The sequence below is a fragment of the Bacillus changyiensis genome (assembly GCF_027706145.1).
GTDB lineage: Bacteria > Bacillota > Bacilli > Bacillales > Bacillaceae > Bacillus > Bacillus changyiensis.
Map to the genome: position 1 here is coordinate 106,889 of NZ_JAQFWW010000005.1, position 18,952 is coordinate 125,840.

16 protein-coding genes and 3 pseudogenes are annotated in these 18,952 nt (G+C 36.4%); 4 read left to right on the top strand and 15 right to left on the bottom strand.

Annotated elements, in window-relative coordinates; translation table 11 throughout:
* Positions 1 to 8 precede the first annotated feature (8 nt).
* The 4 genes from mbcS to PDT38_RS14825 form a co-directional block, all read right to left on the bottom strand.
* Entirely contained in the window at positions 9 to 1,607 is a 1,599-nt protein-coding gene (gene mbcS, locus PDT38_RS14810; protein WP_270802678.1) for an acyl-CoA synthetase MbcS, read from the bottom strand.
* Positions 1,608 to 1,702: 95 nt separating this feature from the next.
* Positions 1,703 to 1,918 (bottom strand): alpha/beta-type small acid-soluble spore protein, encoded by a 216-nt coding sequence (locus PDT38_RS14815; protein ID WP_270802679.1) that lies wholly within the window; start codon positions 1,916 to 1,918, stop codon positions 1,703 to 1,705.
* Between the two features lie 95 nt (positions 1,919 to 2,013).
* Positions 2,014 to 3,219: a tRNA uracil 4-sulfurtransferase ThiI gene (gene thiI, locus PDT38_RS14820; RefSeq protein ID WP_270802680.1), complete on the bottom strand. Its 1,206-nt coding sequence runs from the start codon at positions 3,217 to 3,219 to the stop codon at positions 2,014 to 2,016.
* A gap of 5 nt (positions 3,220 to 3,224) precedes the next feature.
* The gene (locus tag PDT38_RS14825; protein WP_270802682.1) at positions 3,225 to 4,370 is read right to left on the bottom strand and encodes a cysteine desulfurase family protein; all 1,146 of its coding nucleotides are present in this window, start codon (positions 4,368 to 4,370) and stop codon (positions 3,225 to 3,227) included.
* 194 nt (positions 4,371 to 4,564) lie between these two features.
* Between PDT38_RS14825 and brnQ the strand changes: the two genes are divergently transcribed.
* A complete protein-coding gene (gene brnQ / locus PDT38_RS14830; protein WP_270802683.1) occupies positions 4,565 to 5,902 on the top strand; it encodes a branched-chain amino acid transport system II carrier protein in 1,338 nt (445 codons plus the stop codon).
* A 444-nt stretch (positions 5,903 to 6,346) separates the two neighbouring features.
* Here the strand turns inward: brnQ and ezrA are convergent, their stop codons facing one another.
* Complete coding sequence (ezrA, locus tag PDT38_RS14835) at positions 6,347 to 8,050, bottom strand: septation ring formation regulator EzrA (RefSeq protein ID WP_270802684.1); 1,704 nt, start codon at positions 8,048 to 8,050, stop codon at positions 6,347 to 6,349.
* A 187-nt stretch (positions 8,051 to 8,237) separates the two neighbouring features.
* Between ezrA and hisJ the strand changes: the two genes are divergently transcribed.
* Positions 8,238 to 9,053 carry a histidinol-phosphatase HisJ gene (gene hisJ / locus PDT38_RS14840; protein ID WP_270802685.1) on the top strand — a complete coding sequence of 272 codons (816 nt, stop codon included), beginning with the start codon at positions 8,238 to 8,240 and terminating at the stop codon, positions 9,051 to 9,053.
* Here hisJ and refZ read toward each other — a convergent pair.
* Positions 9,036 to 9,674 (bottom strand): forespore capture DNA-binding protein RefZ, encoded by a 639-nt coding sequence (refZ, locus tag PDT38_RS14845; protein ID WP_270802686.1) that lies wholly within the window; start codon positions 9,672 to 9,674, stop codon positions 9,036 to 9,038. The genes hisJ and refZ overlap by 18 nt on opposite strands.
* A 127-nt stretch (positions 9,675 to 9,801) precedes the next feature.
* Here refZ and PDT38_RS14850 point away from each other — a divergent pair, with 127 nt between their 5' ends.
* The gene (locus tag PDT38_RS14850; RefSeq protein ID WP_270802687.1) at positions 9,802 to 10,293 is read left to right on the top strand and encodes a GAF domain-containing protein; all 492 of its coding nucleotides are present in this window, start codon (positions 9,802 to 9,804) and stop codon (positions 10,291 to 10,293) included.
* 808 nt (positions 10,294 to 11,101) lie between these two features.
* On the opposite strand, the gene PDT38_RS14855 is transcribed toward PDT38_RS14850, so the two are convergent.
* On the bottom strand, positions 11,102 to 12,805 hold the full coding sequence (locus PDT38_RS14855) for a sensor domain-containing diguanylate cyclase (protein ID WP_270802688.1): 1,704 nt from the start codon (positions 12,803 to 12,805) through the stop codon (positions 11,102 to 11,104).
* 333 nt (positions 12,806 to 13,138) lie between these two features.
* Here PDT38_RS14855 and rpsD point away from each other — a divergent pair, with 333 nt between their 5' ends.
* Positions 13,139 to 13,741, top strand: a complete 603-nt coding sequence (rpsD, locus tag PDT38_RS14860; protein WP_270802689.1) for a 30S ribosomal protein S4 — start codon at positions 13,139 to 13,141, stop codon at positions 13,739 to 13,741.
* Positions 13,742 to 14,426: 685 nt separating this feature from the next.
* Here rpsD and PDT38_RS14865 read toward each other — a convergent pair.
* The 8 genes and pseudogenes from PDT38_RS14865 to PDT38_RS14895 form a co-directional block, all read right to left on the bottom strand.
* On the bottom strand, positions 14,427 to 14,660 hold the full coding sequence (locus PDT38_RS14865) for a glutaredoxin family protein (protein ID WP_270802690.1): 234 nt from the start codon (positions 14,658 to 14,660) through the stop codon (positions 14,427 to 14,429).
* 46 nt (positions 14,661 to 14,706) lie between these two features.
* Positions 14,707 to 14,858 (bottom strand): annotated as a pseudogene (locus PDT38_RS19500) (rhodanese-like domain-containing protein); the annotation flags it as partial.
* A gap of 294 nt (positions 14,859 to 15,152) precedes the next feature.
* Positions 15,153 to 15,449, bottom strand: a complete 297-nt coding sequence (locus tag PDT38_RS14870; RefSeq protein ID WP_270802692.1) for a rhodanese-like domain-containing protein — start codon at positions 15,447 to 15,449, stop codon at positions 15,153 to 15,155.
* A gap of 17 nt (positions 15,450 to 15,466) precedes the next feature.
* A complete protein-coding gene (locus PDT38_RS14875) occupies positions 15,467 to 15,829 on the bottom strand; it encodes a rhodanese-like domain-containing protein (protein ID WP_270802694.1) in 363 nt (120 codons plus the stop codon).
* 221 nt (positions 15,830 to 16,050) lie between these two features.
* A pseudogene (locus PDT38_RS14880) lies at positions 16,051 to 16,145 on the bottom strand (DsrE/DsrF/DrsH-like family protein); the annotation flags it as partial.
* 116 nt (positions 16,146 to 16,261) lie between these two features.
* Positions 16,262 to 16,478: pseudogene (locus tag PDT38_RS14885) on the bottom strand (metal-sensing transcriptional repressor).
* A gap of 3 nt (positions 16,479 to 16,481) precedes the next feature.
* Positions 16,482 to 16,868, bottom strand: a complete 387-nt coding sequence (locus PDT38_RS14890) for a rhodanese-like domain-containing protein (protein WP_270802695.1) — start codon at positions 16,866 to 16,868, stop codon at positions 16,482 to 16,484.
* An 836-nt stretch (positions 16,869 to 17,704) separates the two neighbouring features.
* A complete protein-coding gene (locus PDT38_RS14895; protein WP_270802698.1) occupies positions 17,705 to 18,946 on the bottom strand; it encodes an MDR family MFS transporter in 1,242 nt (413 codons plus the stop codon).
* Positions 18,947 to 18,952: the final 6 nt, after the last annotated feature.

An 18,952-nucleotide genomic window follows, 5' to 3' on the forward strand; every position in this document is an offset into this window, starting at 1 on the left:
AAACGAACTCACGATTCACCATTCGTTTTCCGTTTCAATTCCCGTTCCCTCAATTCAAATCGCTTCACTTTGGCCGAGGGGGTTTTTGGTAATTCTTCAATAAACTCAATTTCGCGTGGATACTTATAGGGGGCTGTTAACGTTTTTACATGATTTTGTAGCTCTTTAATCAGAACCTCATCTTCTTTAGCACGGTCTTTTAATACGACGAATGCTTTTACAATGAACCCCCTAAATTGATCAGGACTTGCAACTACGGCACATTCTTTGACCAACGGATGTGTGACAAGTGCATCTTCCACTTCAAATGGACCGATTGTATAACCAGAGCTGATAATAATATCGTCATTTCGGCTTTCAAACCAAAAATAACCTTCTTCATCTTTTCTTGCTTTATCACCTGTAATAAAATATTCTCCTCGCCTTTGGAGCCGTGTTCGTTCTTGATCTTGATAATATTCTTTGAACAAAGCAGGTGTGCTTAAATGGACGGCAATATCTCCAATTTCATGAGGCTGACAAATTTCCCCTTCCTCATTTACAACCTCTACAATGTTGCCAGGAGTTGGCTTTCCCATACTACCAGGTTTGCTCTCCATTCCTTTCAAGGTCCCGATCAAGAGCGTGCTTTCCGTTTGTCCATAGCCATCCCGCACTTCAATGTTAAAATGCCTTTTAAACGTATCGATCACTTCTCGATTTAATGGTTCACCAGCTGAGACAGCACTATGTAAAGATGAAAGATCGAATTGATCAAGATGATCGGCTTTTGCCATAAACCGGTACTCTGTCGGTGTACAACAAAGCACATTCATTTGATAGCGTTCCATTAATTCCAAATATGTTTCAGGATTGAATCGTCCATGATAAACAAACCCGGTCGCACCGCTTCCTAACACAGCTAAGAATGGTGTCCATACCCACTTTTGCCAGCCTGGAGCAGCTGTTGCCCAGACAATGTCGTCTTTTGTAATATCTAGCCAAGCAGAAGCTGTTGTTCTTAAATGAGCATAAGCCCAACCATGTGTATGTACAACGCCTTTTGGTTGTCCTGTCGTTCCAGAAGTGTAAGATAAAAATGCGATATCATCACGACTTGTTTCAGCTACTTGAAAACCTGTTCCGTCCGTACTCTCCATTTCCGTCAGTAAGTCGGTCCATCCTTGTTTATTTTCACCCAGTGTAAATGTTTTCAGATTATGTTTTAACTCAACATCTTCAAAAGTATGAATAAATGATGGATAGACAACCGCACCTTTTACATCAGCATGCTTTATTCTGTATTCTAGATCTTTTGCGCGAAGCATTTCAGAACAAGGAATGATCACCATACCGGCTTTTAAGATCGCCATATAAACAGCATAAGTTTCCAATACACGAGGAAGCATAACGATTAACTTATCACCTTGTTTTAGTCCAGAATGAATCAAAAGGGTGCCAATTTTATCAGCGGTTTCCATTAAGGTCTGATATGTCCATGATCTTTTGAGACCTTGCTCACTTTCAAAAATTAAAGCCGTTTTTGATATTTTTTTGAATTTTTCGACTTCGTTGGAAATATTATACTTCTGTGGAGCAATTAATTCTTCTCTTTTCAATAAATACATCTCCTCATCATATTTACGATCTTTTTATTATACAACAAATACTAAAAAGAGTGGGGAAAACCCCCACCCGTTATCCATTGTTTTTAAGTTTTTAATTACTGAGCTGTGCCTCCGCCCATTTGTTGCTGAGCGAAAGATACTAAGCGTTTAGTGATTTCTCCTCCAACTGAACCGTTTGCACGAGAAGTAGTATCTGCCCCAAGGTTGACGCCGAACTCAGAAGCGATTTCGAATTTCATTTGGTCGATAGCTTGTGCAGCGCCTGGTACTAATAGTTGGTTAGAACTGCTTTGTCTGTTTTGTTGAGCCATGTGTTCTCACCTCCTTGTGAGTATATATTGTGTAAAAACACATGACTTCATGCAAAGAATGATTGGTAATTGTATACAGACCAAATGAACTATTTTTAAAAAAGGTCGCTAAATGTTTCTTTCGGTTCCACGTTACTTTTCAAAATCATTGTTTCCGTATGCTCAAGGGCTTCTTCAATAAGTGGTTCGAAATTTGTAAAACTTTCAAAATGCTCGATCTTCTCTTTTTTCGGTCGTGTTTTCGGAGATGTTGGGGTAAAAATCGTGCAACAATCTTCATACGGCCTGATGCTAATATCATATGTCCGAATTTTTTTTGCTTTTTCAATAATATCTGTTTTGTCCATTCCGATCAGTGGACGTAATATGGGTGTATTTGTGACCGCATTAATAGCATACATACTTTCCAGCGTTTGACTTGCTACTTGTCCAAGGCTTTCCCCAGTAATAACTGCCAGACCTTTATTGCGTTCACGGAGCTTGTCAGCAATTTGTAGCATCAGTCTGCGAGTAGCTGTCATTGAATAATTTTCAGGTATTTGTTTTTGGATCTGTTCCTGTGTTTTTGTAAATGGTACGATATGCAGTTTAATATCTCCACCAAATCTAGTCAGTTGAGCAACTAGATCGATGACTTTTTGTTTGGCACGTTCACTCGTATAGGGTGGGCTAAAAAAGTGAACAGCTTCAATCTCCAGCCCCCGCTTCATCGCATAAAATCCAGCTACAGGACTGTCGATGCCACCCGAGATCATCAGCATTGCTTTTCCTCCACTGGCCACTGGCAATCCTCCAGCTCCTTTTTCATCGCGAAAAGTTAAATAAGTAGCAGCTTCTCTAATTTCAATTCGCAAATGGATGTCTGGTGAATGAACATCTACAGTCAAACCTTCTGTATTTCGCAATATATGTCCACCAATTTCGGCATTCATTTCATTCGTATTTAACTCAAATTGTTTATAAGCTCTTTTGGTAGAAATTTTAAACGTGTCTCCAGCTTTGTATTGCTTTTGAATTGAAGAAAGAGCCATTTTTTTGATCGTCTCAAGATCTGTTTCACATTTGAAAGCAAAGCTGAAAGACTGAATTCCGAAAACATGTTTCAAACGAGCTGCTACGGCTTCTGCATCTTCACCGTTCAATACTAAAGTCATTCTGTCACGAGTTGATTGATAACGAATATGCTCAAAATCATGCATAACCATTTTTATATTTTTTTTCAGCCGTTCAACAAAAGTCCGTCTATTTTTTCCTTTTGTTGAAATTTCACCAAATCGAATTAAAATGTAATCATATTTCATTGTTTTTACCTCATAATTCCTTTCAGTTTGTGTACACTTTCTTTTAATGCCGTCATAAATGGCTCAACAATCATTTGATTATTTTGGTATGTTAAGCTTATTCTAATGCTGCTTGCTGCAACCTGTTCCCCTTTCCCCATGGCAAGCAACACTTTGCTCGGCTTCCCATGCTTCGATGAACATGCTGATGTTGTTGAGACAAAAATATCGCGTTCCTCAAGCATATGCAAAAGGACTTCAGCTTTAATTCCGGGAACAGAAAAGTTAATAATATGTGGTGCACTATTTTTTTCCGATGTATTTAATATAACATCATTTACCTGTTGAAGCTGTCTAATAAAATCGGCTTTCACTGCTTTCATTTCTTCAATATACTCGACGTAATGTTGTGATGACAAATTAATGGCTTTAGCTAGTGTTACTGCTCCAGCAAGATTTTCTGTACCAGCTCTTCTGTTATATTGCTGTTCACCTCCTGTAATGATTGGAAACAGCGAAATATCTTTTTTGAGTATAAGTGCTCCTGTTCCTTTTAAACCATGAAATTTGTGCCCTGATATTGTACAAAGATCGATGCCTGCTTTGATAATATTTAAAGGAACCTTGTTAATCCCTTGGACATAATCAACATGAAAAAACGCATCACTCATGTTTTTCACGACCTTACCGATCTCTTCTATAGGCTGAATGACACCTATTTCATTGTTGACATGCATCACACTGACAAGGATTGTATCTTTACGAATCACTTGTTCCAACTGCTCAATTGACACAAGTCCCCTACTATCCACTGGAAGGTATGTAATCTCAAAGCCAAAGAACGTTCTTAGCTGTTCTAACGATTCTGTGACAGACGGGTGTTCAATCGACGAAGCAATAATGTGTTTGCCTTTTTGCTGCTGTGCAAAGGCAATACCTTTAAGTGCTAAATTATTAGCTTCAGAAGCACCTGAAGTAAAGACAATGTCATAATCTTTAATAGATAGGGCTGCTTTTATTTGGCGACGCGCTTCAGTTAGCAGTTGATCTGCTTCAATCCCTAGTTGGTGTAATGATGACGGATTCCCATAAAACCGTTGGTTTACTTTCTGAAAAATGTTTAATACTTCGTGATAAGGTGTTGTTGTTGAACTATTATCAAGATAAATCATGATCTACTCCTTTAACAGAGAACGTTCTTTTTTATGACTGTATATGTTATCATAATAACTTATAAATGAAAATTAAAAATAAAGTGTTTGACTTCTCTGATTTTTACAATATAATAGTCATTGGACCTTTTGTCATATTATATCCCCAAAAGTAAATTGACAGAAAATTTAAACAAAACCAGGAGGTTCTATTAATGAAAACTTCACTATCCGCTAAGGAAACGATAGCGATTGGACTTATGTTATTCGCTCTCTTTTTCGGTGCGGGAAACATGATTTTTCCTCCCCAGCTTGGCCAGGCTGCAGGAGAAAACGTATTACCGGCTATTATTGGATTTTTGCTAACAGGAGTTGGACTCCCTCTTCTTGGTGTGATTGCCGTAGCTCTAACTGGCAGTGCAAAAGGACTTGCAGACAAAGCACACCCTATCTTTGGTACAATTTTGATTGTTAGTATCTATTTAACGATTGGGCCATTGTTCGCCATACCGAGAACAGGAAATGTTTCATATGAAATTGCAATTAAGCCTTTCTTAGGTGGAGATACATCACGTATTTATCTATTTATTTTTACAATAATCTTTTTTGCCATTACCTATTTCTTAGCATTAAATCCAAGTAAACTAGTTGACCGCATCGGCAAAGTTTTAACACCGCTGTTATTAATGGTCATCGCAATCTTAGTCATTAAAGCATTTGTCACACCGATGGGCAGTATCGGTCAAGCAGCAAGCCAATATCAAGGCACTCCACTGCTCACTGGATTTTTAGAAGGATATAAAACAATGGATGCGATTGCTTCGATCGTATTTGGGATCGTCGTCATTACAGCAATTAAAGAACGCGGTGTCACCAATCCAAAATCAATTGCTGCTTCTTGTATTAAAGCAGGGATTGTGGCTGCCGTAGGACTTGCATTGGTATATGTTTCACTCGCTTATTTAGGTGCAACAAGTGTTGAAACAGTCGGATCTCTTAATAACGGGGGAGAAATCTTATCCAAGTCATCTGCATTTTTGTTTGGTTCACTTGGGAATGTTGTGCTCGGTCTTGCCATTTTGTTTGCTTGTTTAACGACAAGTGTCGGACTTGTCTCATCATGCGGAGAGTATTTTTCAAAGCTAATTCCAAAGCTTTCTTATAAAACTGTCGTCATCATCGTCTCATTGTTCAGCATGGTGATTGCTAATTTCGGTCTAACTGAAATCATCTCATTTTCGGTACCGATTCTTTCAGCACTTTATCCGCTTGCGATCGTGATCATTTTACTTTCGTTTATTGATAAACTCTTTAATGAACGGCGTGAAGTATATGTCGGTACAATCATCGCAACAGGGATTTTCAGTATCATTGACGGTTTAAATGCAGCCAGTATTAATCTTGGCGTTGTCGATCAGTTTTTACACCAATACATCCCGCTGTACAGTTACGGCGTTGGTTGGATCGTTCCTGCACTGTGCGGAGCAGTCATTGGCTATATCATAACCCTGATGATTCCTAATGATCCAGCCCGTTTGAAGAACGTCGGTTAAAAAACAATAACGAAATCATTAGACGGCTTAAGCTCTGAATCCATCAGGCTTAAGACCGTCTAATTTTTTTATACCTTTCAACTTCTACAAACCGCACTTTTTTGTGCTGTCCAGAACCTTTTTGGCTTTATCTTGGCAATAGTTTGCACACCCTACTCCAAAATGATCGTGTATCTAGTATTTCTTCAAGAAAGAATTTCTCTCCACCACCAAAAGAAAAGCGAATCCACTTGTACCTGCCACTGATTATTGCTCTTCCACAAATAAAGAATGAATGTCCCGTTGCGACGACTTTATCGGGATGGTAATGGTGGAGAATGTCTCCAAATGCAGCTGAGCAAAGATTTTTTAAAAATTTTGAACACTTCCAATTGAAATGGACTATTCCCCCCCCCTAAATCACACAACAAAAAAGCCAGCACCACTTTAAATGGTGCTAGCCTTTCATAATTCTAGTTGATCGTCTGATTGCTCTGTTAATAATTGGTTTACAACGCCTGGAGAGACACTCTCCACTGCACTTGCAGCGATTCGATAAGCTTCATCGAATTTATTGGCATAAAATCGGTTTTCTGCTTCCTTCAGTTGCTCGGAAAGGGTTTGATTATGGCTTCTAAAACGGTTGCCATACTGAATGATACGTTCAGTCATCAAGACCATTTGAACAAGTTCATCTGTCTGTTGTTTAACATCTGTGGCAAGCTCTTTCGCTTCTGCTAAACGCTCATTGATCAAATCCATATTTAGCGGCAACACATGAAATTGTTCATTCACTTTTTGAACGATGGAACGAGCTTTTTGGATACGTTCTGTTAAAGATCCTGGAATACCAGGAACATTGCTTTTTTCTAAGCGTCTGGCTGTGTCTTTTACTGTTGTTTTTAGTTGATCAAGAAGTTCTCTAGCCTGTAGTTCTTCTTTTCTAAGAAGCTGTAACATGTCCTTGTATTCATCATGTTCTTTTTGGGCCGCATCCATCTGTTTTTCAATATCTTGAAGTTCTTTTTTCAAAAGTGAATAGGCAACATGTTTTTGATTAAGCCTGTTCTTCATCTGCTCATATTGCTTTTGAATACTTTCAAGACGCTTTTCATATGTTTCTTGTTTTTCCAATTCACCTGTTGTTAAACTATAGCTTTTCTTAACCAATTCAGTTTCCGTTTTTGTTTCCTGTGTATTGTTTTCAAGTGTTTCAAGTGTTACCGCGAGCTCCGGCATTTTACTTAAGACCAGTTGACCAGCTTTGACCTCTTGTTCTAACTCTGTATATAAAGTTTGAATCGTTTCGTTTATCACTTGTAAGGCAGCTGATGCCTCTTCTAAATTAAGGTCGTTCATTAAGGCATCTTCAGCACGTTTTAATTCTTTAGAGAGATTATCAAGTTCTTCTTCGATTTGAATATGATCAAGTTTATAGCCTTGATTGATCATTTCTTGATAACCAGATTTCAGTTTTGCCAGCTCGTTTGGCATCATTTGCTTGCAATCGGCTAGCAATTTCGGGACATCATCAATGTGTAACTGAAGTTGTTCAAGTAATTGCTCTTGAGCAAGCAACACCTTTCTTGCTTCTATGTAATTTCCGCCTTCAGTTTCTGCTTCAAATTGTTGAATTCCTTTCCATACTGTATCAAGATCAGCTTCTATTTTCGGATAAAGATCACCGTATAAGTGGCTGTATGCCAAAAGATTTTTGCGAACCTTAGTATATTGTTCTTTCATTTCTTCAATTTCTTTGCGATTTTGTTCTTCGCTTGAGACGAGATCGGCAATTTCTTTTAGAATTTCATCAATATTGGATTCAGCCGCCGACAATAGATTATTAATATGAGTAAGAACTTGTTTTGATTTTTGAAAGCGATATTTGTCAGCATAGTCTTCAGTTTCAAATAGAAGTTCTTCCGCCTTCGGCATATGCGAAGTGACGATTTCGTCCCATTCTCTACGCCATCTTTCAAAAAACTCTTCAGTTTGTCCTGTCATTTTTAAATGTTTGATTTTTGACATTTCTTCCACAATTGAACGATTTAATATTTCGATTTTCCAAGCTTCTAACCGATCAATTTCTTTATATATATTTCTTCTGAATAAGTAACCTGTAGTGAATAAGATTAAAAATAACGCCAATAAGCCAATGACAAACTCCATAGTGAGCCCCCTTGCTGTTTAACTTGTTTCTGTCAGGGTAAATATTTGTAATTTTTGTACGTACCTTGATTAAACCTATCAATTTCATTGTACTTATGATACCATGTAACCAACATTTTTTGAGCAGAATTTTTAATTTTTTTACACCAAAATGACAACTTCCGACTATTTTTCACGGGGTGATATCATGATAAAACATGATGCTCATGTGCATTCCCCTTTTTGTCCACACGGATCAAAGGATGAATTCAGGAAATATATAGAAGAGTTATGTAAAAAAAACTTTCATTTTGTGACATTTACAGAACATGCTCCATTGCCGACTTCTTTCGAAGATCCAACGCCAACAAAAGATAGTGCCATGACATATTCTGAGTTAGAACACTACATTGAAAGTTTAAATAATCTTAAAAAGGAATATAAAGGACAAATAAATATTTTAGTTGGCCTTGAGGTTGACTATATCCGTATCTGTGAAAACGAAACGAAAGCAATGCTTGATACGTATGGCCCTTATCTTGATGACGGAATTCTTTCTGTTCATTTTTTACCTGCAGGCTCTTCACATATTTGTCTGGATTACGATGAAAAAGCGTTTCAACAACTGATTAAGTATTACGGTCATATTGAACAAGTCTATCGTGCATATTATCGCGAAATCCACGCATCTATTTTATCAGCGCTCGGCTCTTTTAAACCGAAACGAATCGGCCATATCACACTGATAAAAAAATTCATTGAGCTGTTTCCTTATACCATGTCAGAGCATGTCCGACAATCTGCTGCGACATGTTTAGCGGAAGTTGCCAAACACGGACTTGAACTAGATTTTAATACAGCTGGCTTGAGAAAGCCGCATGCAGACGGCATTTATTTAGAAAAGTGGATGATAACAGAAGCGAAACAAAAAAACATCCCGCTTGTTTATGGGTCTGATGCCCATCAAGCAAGGGATGCCGGATTTGGTTACGAGTTTTTTGAACACCTATGTGACAGCAATTGATTCATGCTCCCTGTTTAATAAACTGCTAAGCCAAGTTTTTATTTCTTTAAAATAGGCTTGATAAAAGTAAGGTTCATGCATTTGCAAGTAGAGGACTTCAGAGATATATTGTGGCTGTAAATAAGGCATCATTAAAAGAGATTTTAACTGAATCATAAAATGGGAAAGGGGAAAATGAGAGAATTCTCTGTTCGTTTTGCCTTTTTCAATCATCAGATGAAGGATGTACTTCTCCTTTGTCAAATAGGTTGACATGACTTCACGAATTAACGTCGAATCAATGGTCACTTCACGATAGACAAATCGAGTTAATTGACGGTGTTCATGCTGATAAGATAGAATATCAAAAACCAATTGAAGAAGGCAGTCTTTTGCAGTCATTTCATCAAGACATTGATAGCCTTTTTCAAGGATTTTTAAATACCCTTCATAAAAAGAGGATACTAAGTGTTCCATTAATCCACCTTTTCCATTAAAGTAGTAGGAGATGTGGGCCACATTGACATTCGCTGTTTTAGCAATTTCTCGTACTGATGTTCCTGAAAATCCTTTTTGGTTGAATAACTCGATGGCTGATTGAATAATCTTATCCTTTGTGGTTAAAAAAGAGTTTGATCCCATCAATTTTCACCCCTTCTTAACTAACCAATTCAACTTTAAGGGGCTTGTTCCTGTAAAAAGTGATCGACAAATCGCAGCACATAGCACGTAGGTTTTACTATTTTAATGAAAAAGCGAGGGAAAAATCATGTTTCATGTCGAAAAAACGAAAGGCAGCAAAGAAAAGAAATATGAACTTCTGCTCAAACAGATAGATGCAATGACTGCAGGTGAGCCAGATATGATTGCAAATTTAGCCAATGCCGCAGCTCTCTTGTATCATACACTTGAGGATGTCAACTGGGCGGGTTTTTATTTTGCAAAAGGTGGAGAGCTAGTACTAGGACCTTTCCAAGGACTTCCAGCATGTGTGCGAATTCCATTTGGAAAAGGAGTCTGTGGCACTGCTTATTCGAACGTTAGAGTTGAGCGAGTTCAAGATGTTCAAGCCTTTCCCGGCCATATCGCCTGTGATGCAGCTAGCCAATCCGAAATAGTCATTCCTCTTAAAGTACGTGGTGAAATCATCGGGGTGCTTGACATCGACAGCCCGATAAAAGATCGCTTTGATGAAAAAGATGAATTTTACTTAAAACAATTCTCCGACATCCTTGAAAAGCGTTTAAGCGAGCAACAATAAATCATTTTGAGCATAAACGCAAAAAAAGGGATTTCAGCATTGCCCTACAACATATACTAAAAGGAGCAGAATCCCCCTGCTCCTTCCAGAGAATAAAAAGCAAGTGGAGAACACAACTTATCTTTTTCACTTGCTTCATTTTTTGGAATATATTAGACAACCCCTATGACTGAGAGCAGACCCTCTTAGGAACCCCAACAAAGATTAATTTGATGCTAAAACCATAATCTAATGATGATTACTACTTGAACCATTTCACTCAGTAAAAGTACCAATATACAATGCTAAGGTCTAACCTTTCCGGAAATGTGAAAGGAGCAAACCGGAACGGAATAATGTGTTCAATAGAATGTTAGACATGAAACATGACAAGGGCAGCAGAAAAAAAGCAGTCTTAGTTCTGGTGATTCAAAGTGCAACTATAACCGTTTTATTGACGTGGTTTTGTTGAATCACCACTTTAGACATGAGATTCTTAAAGAGTAATAACTGTTCGCAAACTCGATGCTCCGTTTTCAATCAATATCCAAGCGAAGAGTATTTAATTAGATGTTCCCAGACTGTCTATTTAGATCACCGTACAACACTATCACCTGTGCGATTACCGGTTTGAAGTCTTGATTAAGGTTATTCAACAAACTCCTATCTGATCGTCATCGTTTTTTTTGGGTGTCATCGCTCACATGTGCTTTCATCTACAACAATGAAGTGAAAAATCAATCAAACCATTTGATAACATAAAAAAGCTTGTAGAGAAGTATGTTTCTCTACAAGCCGGCTGCATCACTTTTAGATGCAGTTCAATTTTTTAACATTCTAAGAGTGATCCATGAATCATCAACCTGTTTTTTCCATTACGTTTTGCGGCATATAAGGCTTCGTCTGCTTGTTTCACAAGATTTGTCAAAGTTTTAGGCAGGTTGAGTGACCAATATGATATCCCACAGGAAATGGTGACTGTCGGGTTCGTGCTTTCTCTCACAAGAGCAATCAGGCGATTAGCGAGCCGTTCACCAGCAGACAAATCGCTTTTCGGAAGGTAAATCGCTAGCTCTTCTCCCCCCCATCTTGCACCGATATCCTGTTCACGAATGTTTTGCTGAATCACCTTCCCGACACTAATGAGAATTTCATCTCCAGTTTGATGTCCGTAGGTATCATTGACCTTCTTAAAATTATCAATATCTATTAAAACAAGCACTCCTTCGTTATCGGAAACAATGCTATGTTGGACATTTTCATCAAGATAAGCTCTTGAATACAACTCTGTTAGTTGATCTGTCTGAACTAAATGTTTCAGCCGATCCCTTAACATGGAGTTTGTAATCGCAAGAGTAGAATGCCGAATCAGTGTTTGGAACAACTTAAACATCTCAAAAGTAAACGCACAGACGTTTTTTTTCAACACGATGGCAAGTCCTTTGTTTTCATTGTTTTCAATCATCGGAACACCCATTAATGAGGCATAACCTTCAACACCAAACAGTGCAAAGCCATTTCCGACAAAAACGCCGCTTTCTTCAGAAATTTTCTCTTTCACATATTCGATGTAAGGAGCTGCAGCTTCTGTTTGAAAAAAAGCGGTACTCCCTGGCAGCAAACTTTCTTGTTTCAAGTGAATGTTATAAAAAAATCCTACTTCTTCAGCACCGAATGAGCTAACTAATCTTTCAGACAAATTCTTCATCATATCTGGTAGTTTCCTTGTACGATTAAGCTGATGAGACGTTTCATTAATCAGCATCAAACTGTCAATCATACTTTTTGATTGTTCATATAAACGGGCATTTTCAAAAGCTTTTCCTGCTGCATTAGCAATAATACCGATATCACCTGCAACTTCGCTTGCGTTCTGTCCCTCAACTTTTAAAACACCATATATCCCTTGCCGTCCTTTAATTGGAATATAAATGACAGACTTGTTTTTCAATATGACTTGCCCTGATAAATAAACCTCAAGTGCACAAGCATCCATCGACTCATCTTGAACATCAATTTCTTTTGCAGGCAAATTTAAATACTGATCCTGATCAAAAGATAAAAAAAGACAGTAAGTTAAATGCGGAAAAACTTTTTTTAGACACTCAAGCAGTGTTTTCAGGACTTTCTCCTGATCCATCAGATCATAAAATAATTTAGCCTCTTCATAAATCCTTGTTTGATTATAGGCTTTCTCAAATTTTAAGCAATTGTTCAAAAATAAACAAACAATTTCACCCAATCCCAATGGTATTTTATAGTTCTTTTGACATGAAATCTGAATGTACTTACTATTTTCTCCTATTGCTATGATCATATGATCATCAGTAATTTTCTTAATGCTATCGATTTGTTCCTCCAAGTTGGATGGCTCGTAAGCTTGTATTGTTAAAGCTATTGAAGAAAACAGTGACTCTGCTTCCGCTTTCAGCCAACTATAAGCTTCGTTATATGTCACAGATGGTTTTTTTGTTAAATATCTCAGCATATCTTGATGGAAAGACAGACATAGGCTTTTAATTTGTTTATCCATTATTATCACCCGAATATTTCCATAATTAAGTATTAATCTATTCCTAATTGTATCACAAAAACAGGTATTATGTCCTATTTAATATTATATTTTTTGGATTTTGCTCGGCAACAGTTGACTTTCATTTTGTAACATTATATAATCTTCTTTGTGTGAAATAATGCAGCCTTTTTGTTCTGCTTCTCTGTGCTTCATTTTATTCCTTATTTCATAAGGTGTATCGTGTAACTCTTTGCTGCTGGAGCGAGGATACATGAAAATAAAATGGACATGGTTGAATTGAACAGATGGGTTTTATTTTCACAAAAATAAAACCAAGGGAGGAGTCACATTATGGCTCGCTATACAGGTCCAAGTTGGAAATTGTCCCGCCGTTTAGGAATTTCTTTAAGCGGTACGGGTAAAGAATTAGAAAAACGTCCTTATGCACCAGGTCCTCATGGTCCAGGTCAACGTAAAAAACTTTCAGAATATGGTTTGCAATTGCAAGAAAAGCAAAAGCTTCGCCATATGTTCGGTGTAAACGAGCGTCAATTCCGCAATCTATTTGATAGAGCTGCGAAAATGGCCGGTAAACACGGTGAAAACTTCATGATTCTTCTTGAATGTCGTCTTGACAATGTTGTTTATCGTCTTGGCTTAGCACGTACTCGCCGCCAAGCACGTCAATTGGTTAACCACGGTCACATTCTTGTTGATGGAAGCCGTGTTGATATTCCATCTTACCAAGTAAAACCTGGTCAAACAATTGGTCTTCGCGAAAAATCACAAAATCTTTCTGCCGTCAAAGAAGCGGTTGAAGTAAGCAACTTCGTACCAGAATACTTAACTTTTGACGCTGAAAAACTTGAAGGTACGTTCACTCGCCTACCAGAGCGTTCTGAGCTTGCTCCTGAGATTAACGAAGCATTGATCGTTGAGTTCTACTCTCGTTAAGCGAAATGCTCTTTAAAGAGCATCATAAAAAACCCTAGAAACGTTGATATACCAACGACTCTAGGGTTTTTTATTTACTCTCTTCGATTTGGGGGAGGTTTTGAGGGAATATTTTAAACAAGTGGACAGGCGCTCATCTCAATTTTTTAATACATAACAAAATCAGATCTGCAATGTACAAGTCAGCTAAAATCTTAAGTGATGTAAACGCAGTGAAAAAAGGTACAGTCTGGAAAAGAATCGCCCGTCGTGCTGCCGAAAAACTGACAGGGAAATTGGTAAGTAAACTATTTAAATAACTTACGAAAAAAAGAACAAAATTGTTAAAACTTATGATTTAAAATTGCTAATATATTCGTATTCGTTAAACATGAAAAGGGCGTCCAATCGTCAAAAATTGACTTACTGGACAACCCCTTCTTCTGCTATGCCTTAATCTCTTTCTTGTTTTTTGTTTTTCTATGACAAAAGTCTGTTTTTTCGTAAGGTATCTGATTTGTTATTTAGAGAATGATTTAACCTTCAAATTAAGTATTCATACCACCCTGAAACGGTTAAACCTTGTTCAAAAAATGACTACTTCTTGATCTTCCACTGCTGTTGAGATATGAAATACATTTTATGCATCAACTGATCCACCATTTCTTGCGATAATCTCAATTTTTTTACTTTTCCCGAATTACTTCTAGTTTTTTAATGCCATCATAATATTATTTGGATCATAACCAACAACCCACTTATCATTTACCTTGGTTTGAGGCACCCCCATTTGACCTGTTTGTTTTACTAGTTCGTGCATAATCTCTGGATTTGTTTCAACATTTACCTCTTTAAAAGCAATGTTCTGATCTACTAAAAAATTTTTTACCATGACGCAATATGGGCAGCGTGTTGTTGTATACACTGTAACTGTGTTCATATAGTTCCCTCCTATTTACTCAAAGTATTCGATTTACCCGACCAAGTACCTTTTGAGGTGCCATATCACTTCGGTTTCCTGTTCGACAAACTACATAGATTTCATCATCTGATTTTGGTCGCTTAAACGTTCTTCCAATTCTCCTAATGGACTAGAGACCACACTTGAAATATGGTTAAATGCATATTCCGCTGTTTCTTCATTCTAAAATAGCGATGATTACTTGTTACATAAGAATATTTTCTATCACTTAAACCATCATTAAATGATTTTCTTAGATAACATCTTTTTTTCAATCATTGATAGGTACTATAGACCATTACTTTTACCTCTTTTTGAATAACTTAAACTTTCAAGACTTGACTAGTTTCTAATTCATTCATTGCCTTTACAATTGGCATTGGGCAACCAAGCCTTTCAATCTGTTTTTAGTGATTCCATTTATTCAAGCCCACTTTTTTACTCAAACAAGTATTTTAATTTCCGAAAAAATTACTCAGTTTTTCCTTCCCATGCAAGCATCCCACCAGTCATATTCACCACATTAAACCCATGACTCTCAAGAAACTGGCACGCTCGACCACTTCTTCCACCAGAAAGACAAACCATGATATACTCTTTAGATTTGTCTAATTCATGCATACGACATTCTATTAATCCAAGCGGAATGTGAATTGCTCCGGGTATTTTACCAGTTTCCACTTCTTCCACTTCTCGAACATCAATAATATTTAAATTTTTTCTTTCATCTAATAAATTTTCAACTTCCTTAGCAGTAATTTGTTCCATTTTATTTCCTCCTTTTTTTATCTCCAAGCACTCATGCCGCCTTTTACATTCGTTACTTTTGTAAATCCTAATTTTTTTAACAGTTTACTAGCCTTTTGACTTCTCATTCCACTTTGACAAATGACAATAACTTCTTTATCTTTTGACAGTTCCTTCTCTGCTATTTGTGAAAGCTGATGAAGTGGGAGATTTTTAAACCCCCTAATACTATTTCCCTTAAATTCTCCAGGAGTCCGGACATCGACAAATTGTTTTTTCTTATCTTTTAATTCATTTTTTAGATCAGTTGTTGAGATCTGTCTAACTCCCTTAGCTGGGATGATCCGATTAATGATGAAAAATAGAAAAAGGGCAATTAATAAATAATTCAAATATTCCAAGTTAGTCTCTCCTTTATATAGGTGGAATTTCCCCTATCTATAATTAGATAAAACAGATTGACATTGCCATCTTAGGCATCAGCTAAACAGGCTGCAACACCACATATTCAATAATTCTTCTTGTTGTAGACCTAGCAAGTCCATTATCATATAAAGACACCAATTTAAACATTTTGTTGAATTAATTCCGATAGATATAGGTATCACATTATGCTTTCTTTTGTGTGAAAAATAGTTACCTCGTGATCATAAGCTGCACCATTCACAAAAATATAGGTTACCATTCCTCTATCATATCTCCACTAAATAAGATGATTGTTGTTCTTTTCTGTCATGCCTACCTCCTTTTATATCTACCCCTATAGCCTCAATAAGTTATTACCATTACCCCTATAGGTATATAGAGAGAGAAAAAAATGTCGATCCGATTTTTTATCTACTACTTTTGACAAACAAGTTGACAGCTTCTTTAATTAATTTATTCATCAACATCTAAAACACATTCAACTAAGGTTTGAACTTACAATAACGCCTACTGTTCTAACTGCAGCAGATAACTGAGTAATAACATCTTTACAACTTTTTTCTCTTCCATCATTTTCAAAACTCCTTTAAGCTGTCCTTCGATACGCTTTACTCTGTTTTTCAGTTGTCATTGCATCCCATATATATTCTCCTTTCTATGTTGTTGTTTTTCTTTTCTATCGGGATTACATCTACAGTCTGTTAAAGTATAGCCCAATACCTCAAAACCTTTTTTTCTGAGGAATCTAATACTCATATTTTTCTCAAGATGGTCTGAAGCTACAACATAAACTTTCGAACTTGATATTTCATGATAATTTCTTTTCAAATAAGCAATTGGAATGTTGATAGCCGTACGCAATGGATCTTTATATGACTGATGATAATCTCTTACATCTACTATTATTGCATCCGCGTTCAATGTATTAAAACATTGAACTCCTCTAACAGGAATATATCTATTATAAATAAACTCAAGAATTAAGATCTGTATCACAATCATAAAAAGTATCATTTTTTTACCTCGTCTCTTAAAAAAAATTACTGACAAGGATTATAATATACCCATACGGGTATATTGTCAACCAGATCATTTATAAGACTTGCCTATGTTGATCCATGCCATAACATTAAAAAAAATAAGCTTACATCCTTGATGATAGCTGCTGCCCTTGGCCACTCACACCTGAAAGACCAAGCTGGATTATCTATGACAGTTACTTTTAATTGATGACACTGTTCAACTTTTGTTTCTCAAAGTCAAATTATTCCAATTTGTTAAAATATAGAAACGCGGCTGACTTCATTACAAAATCCTTTTTTAATCATTGATTGTTGAATAGAACGACCTTCTTTAAATTGCAATTTTCTAATAAGCTTTATATTATTTAGCCATCTTTAACATCCTTTTTTCCTCCCAATTCATGAAGTTCTTTCAAACTCTATGATAAGAGATTGGGTGTTAAGGGTGGTCAACTTTTATTTTAGTATTTACACCACTTATACCTTTTATTTCCTACCCCAAAAGTCGAGAATGACAATAACATTTTAAAAGATGGTAAGCAATTGAGAGTTACTCATCTTGAATTAGGTGAACTTCAATTACGAATGAAAAATGAAGAAACGAATCATCTGAAAAACTCATTATACCGCTATCAGATGATGGTGCAAAAGTTACAATACTTCAAGTTGATCATTTAGTTATTGAAGAAGTTTCATTAACATATTTAACCGCTTTAAACAAAATCTATAACTGGATGATTTAATGTATGGTCATGATGAGTAGAAACGATGAAGGCTTTTTTTGTCTCAATCACACCTCGGTTGTCTTCTTCGGCCCGTAAATACCGTTCACATCTCATTGTGTTCAAAGTCCTTTTTTTCTTGAGGCAATATCATATAGTAGATGAGAACTCCCATTAATCCAAGTCCTAGAATGAAAACAGAAATCATGAATGAAGGGACTATACTACTCATCAAAACAGTAGTAGAAGCAATTAATAATGATAAATTAAGTTTAAATCCATTAAAAGCCAAATAAGAACTTCTATATTGATCTGGCGGCATAGACGCAAAGTAAGTTTGTTCTAACGGACCGAAAAGAACCTCGCCGATTGTAGCTATTACCATCATCATGAATAATATGAATATATGGCCAGAATAGGACATGACACTATAACCTGTGACGAGTAATATTGAACCAATCAATAAAACCTGTTTATCCTCATATTTGAAAGCGATTTTATGAATGAATAACATGAACATAACGACTAATATCGTGTTTATACTTTTTAATATACCTAAAGCTTTTATACCATCAATATCCCACATTAAAAGTTTTTGTTCAGGCATGATTTCTAATAAATGTATACTAATATAATGAGTCAGCTGATACTCTGATGAAAGAATGAAGACACCAGCAAGTACAAAGAAGACAAACTTTGTGTCTTTTAAAACAAATTGATAATTGCTAAATAATTCAATGAGGTGTTTTTTAATTGTTATGGATTGATTGTTAGGCATATAACTTTCTTCTATAAAAAACAACACTAATATCACAACTAAAAATGACAAAAACGTCATCACGATAAAGAGTTGAAATAGGTAGTCTTCAAAAAGAAAGCCACCCAAAACTCCACCAATAGCTACTGATAAATTACTGCTCCAATACATAATAGAGTACATGAATTTACGCTGTTTTTCTGTACTTACATCTATAAGCATTGCATCATTAGCAGGTACAGATAGACCCCAGCATAAAGAGTTAAGCATCATCATAAGAAAAGTAATAAGAGGATATGTAGCCCATGGTGAATTACAACTGCACATGATTAAAAAAGAAAAGAAGCGAATCGTTTCAGACACAGCGATTATTTTCTTTCGACCATAGTAGTCTGATAAATAACCGCTTAATAAATTAACAATTAACCCTGCAAACACGTTGACTACCAGTAAGATTCCTGCCGTTTTCTTTCCGAAATGAATCGATAAGTAAATAGCCATAAAAGGGAAAATCATACTACCGATAAATCTGCTTAAGAAATTTTCGATGATACGAACTTTAATATTGATGTGAAAATCATTGATTCTCATATCTCT

Coding starts and splice junctions, on each gene's coding strand:
- PDT38_RS14865 (WP_270802690.1), bottom strand. CDS start 14,660: ATGAACACAGTTACAGTGTATACAACAACACGCTGCCCATATTGCGTC.
- PDT38_RS14890 (WP_270802695.1), bottom strand. CDS start 16,868: ATGATACTTTTTATGATTGTGATACAGATCTTAATTCTTGAGTTTATT.
- PDT38_RS14870 (WP_270802692.1), bottom strand. CDS start 15,449: ATGGAACAAATTACTGCTAAGGAAGTTGAAAATTTATTAGATGAAAGA.
- PDT38_RS14815 (WP_270802679.1), bottom strand. CDS start 1,918: ATGGCTCAACAAAACAGACAAAGCAGTTCTAACCAACTATTAGTACCA.
- hisJ (WP_270802685.1), top strand. CDS start 8,238: ATGATAAAACATGATGCTCATGTGCATTCCCCTTTTTGTCCACACGGA.
- PDT38_RS14895 (WP_270802698.1), bottom strand. CDS start 18,946: ATGAGAATCAATGATTTTCACATCAATATTAAAGTTCGTATCATCGAA.
- rpsD (WP_270802689.1), top strand. CDS start 13,139: ATGGCTCGCTATACAGGTCCAAGTTGGAAATTGTCCCGCCGTTTAGGA.
- PDT38_RS14855 (WP_270802688.1), bottom strand. CDS start 12,805: ATGGATAAACAAATTAAAAGCCTATGTCTGTCTTTCCATCAAGATATG.
- brnQ (WP_270802683.1), top strand. CDS start 4,565: ATGAAAACTTCACTATCCGCTAAGGAAACGATAGCGATTGGACTTATG.
- PDT38_RS14850 (WP_270802687.1), top strand. CDS start 9,802: ATGTTTCATGTCGAAAAAACGAAAGGCAGCAAAGAAAAGAAATATGAA.
- thiI (WP_270802680.1), bottom strand. CDS start 3,219: ATGAAATATGATTACATTTTAATTCGATTTGGTGAAATTTCAACAAAA.
- PDT38_RS14825 (WP_270802682.1), bottom strand. CDS start 4,370: ATGATTTATCTTGATAATAGTTCAACAACAACACCTTATCACGAAGTA.
- ezrA (WP_270802684.1), bottom strand. CDS start 8,050: ATGGAGTTTGTCATTGGCTTATTGGCGTTATTTTTAATCTTATTCACT.
- mbcS (WP_270802678.1), bottom strand. CDS start 1,607: ATGTATTTATTGAAAAGAGAAGAATTAATTGCTCCACAGAAGTATAAT.
- refZ (WP_270802686.1), bottom strand. CDS start 9,674: ATGGGATCAAACTCTTTTTTAACCACAAAGGATAAGATTATTCAATCA.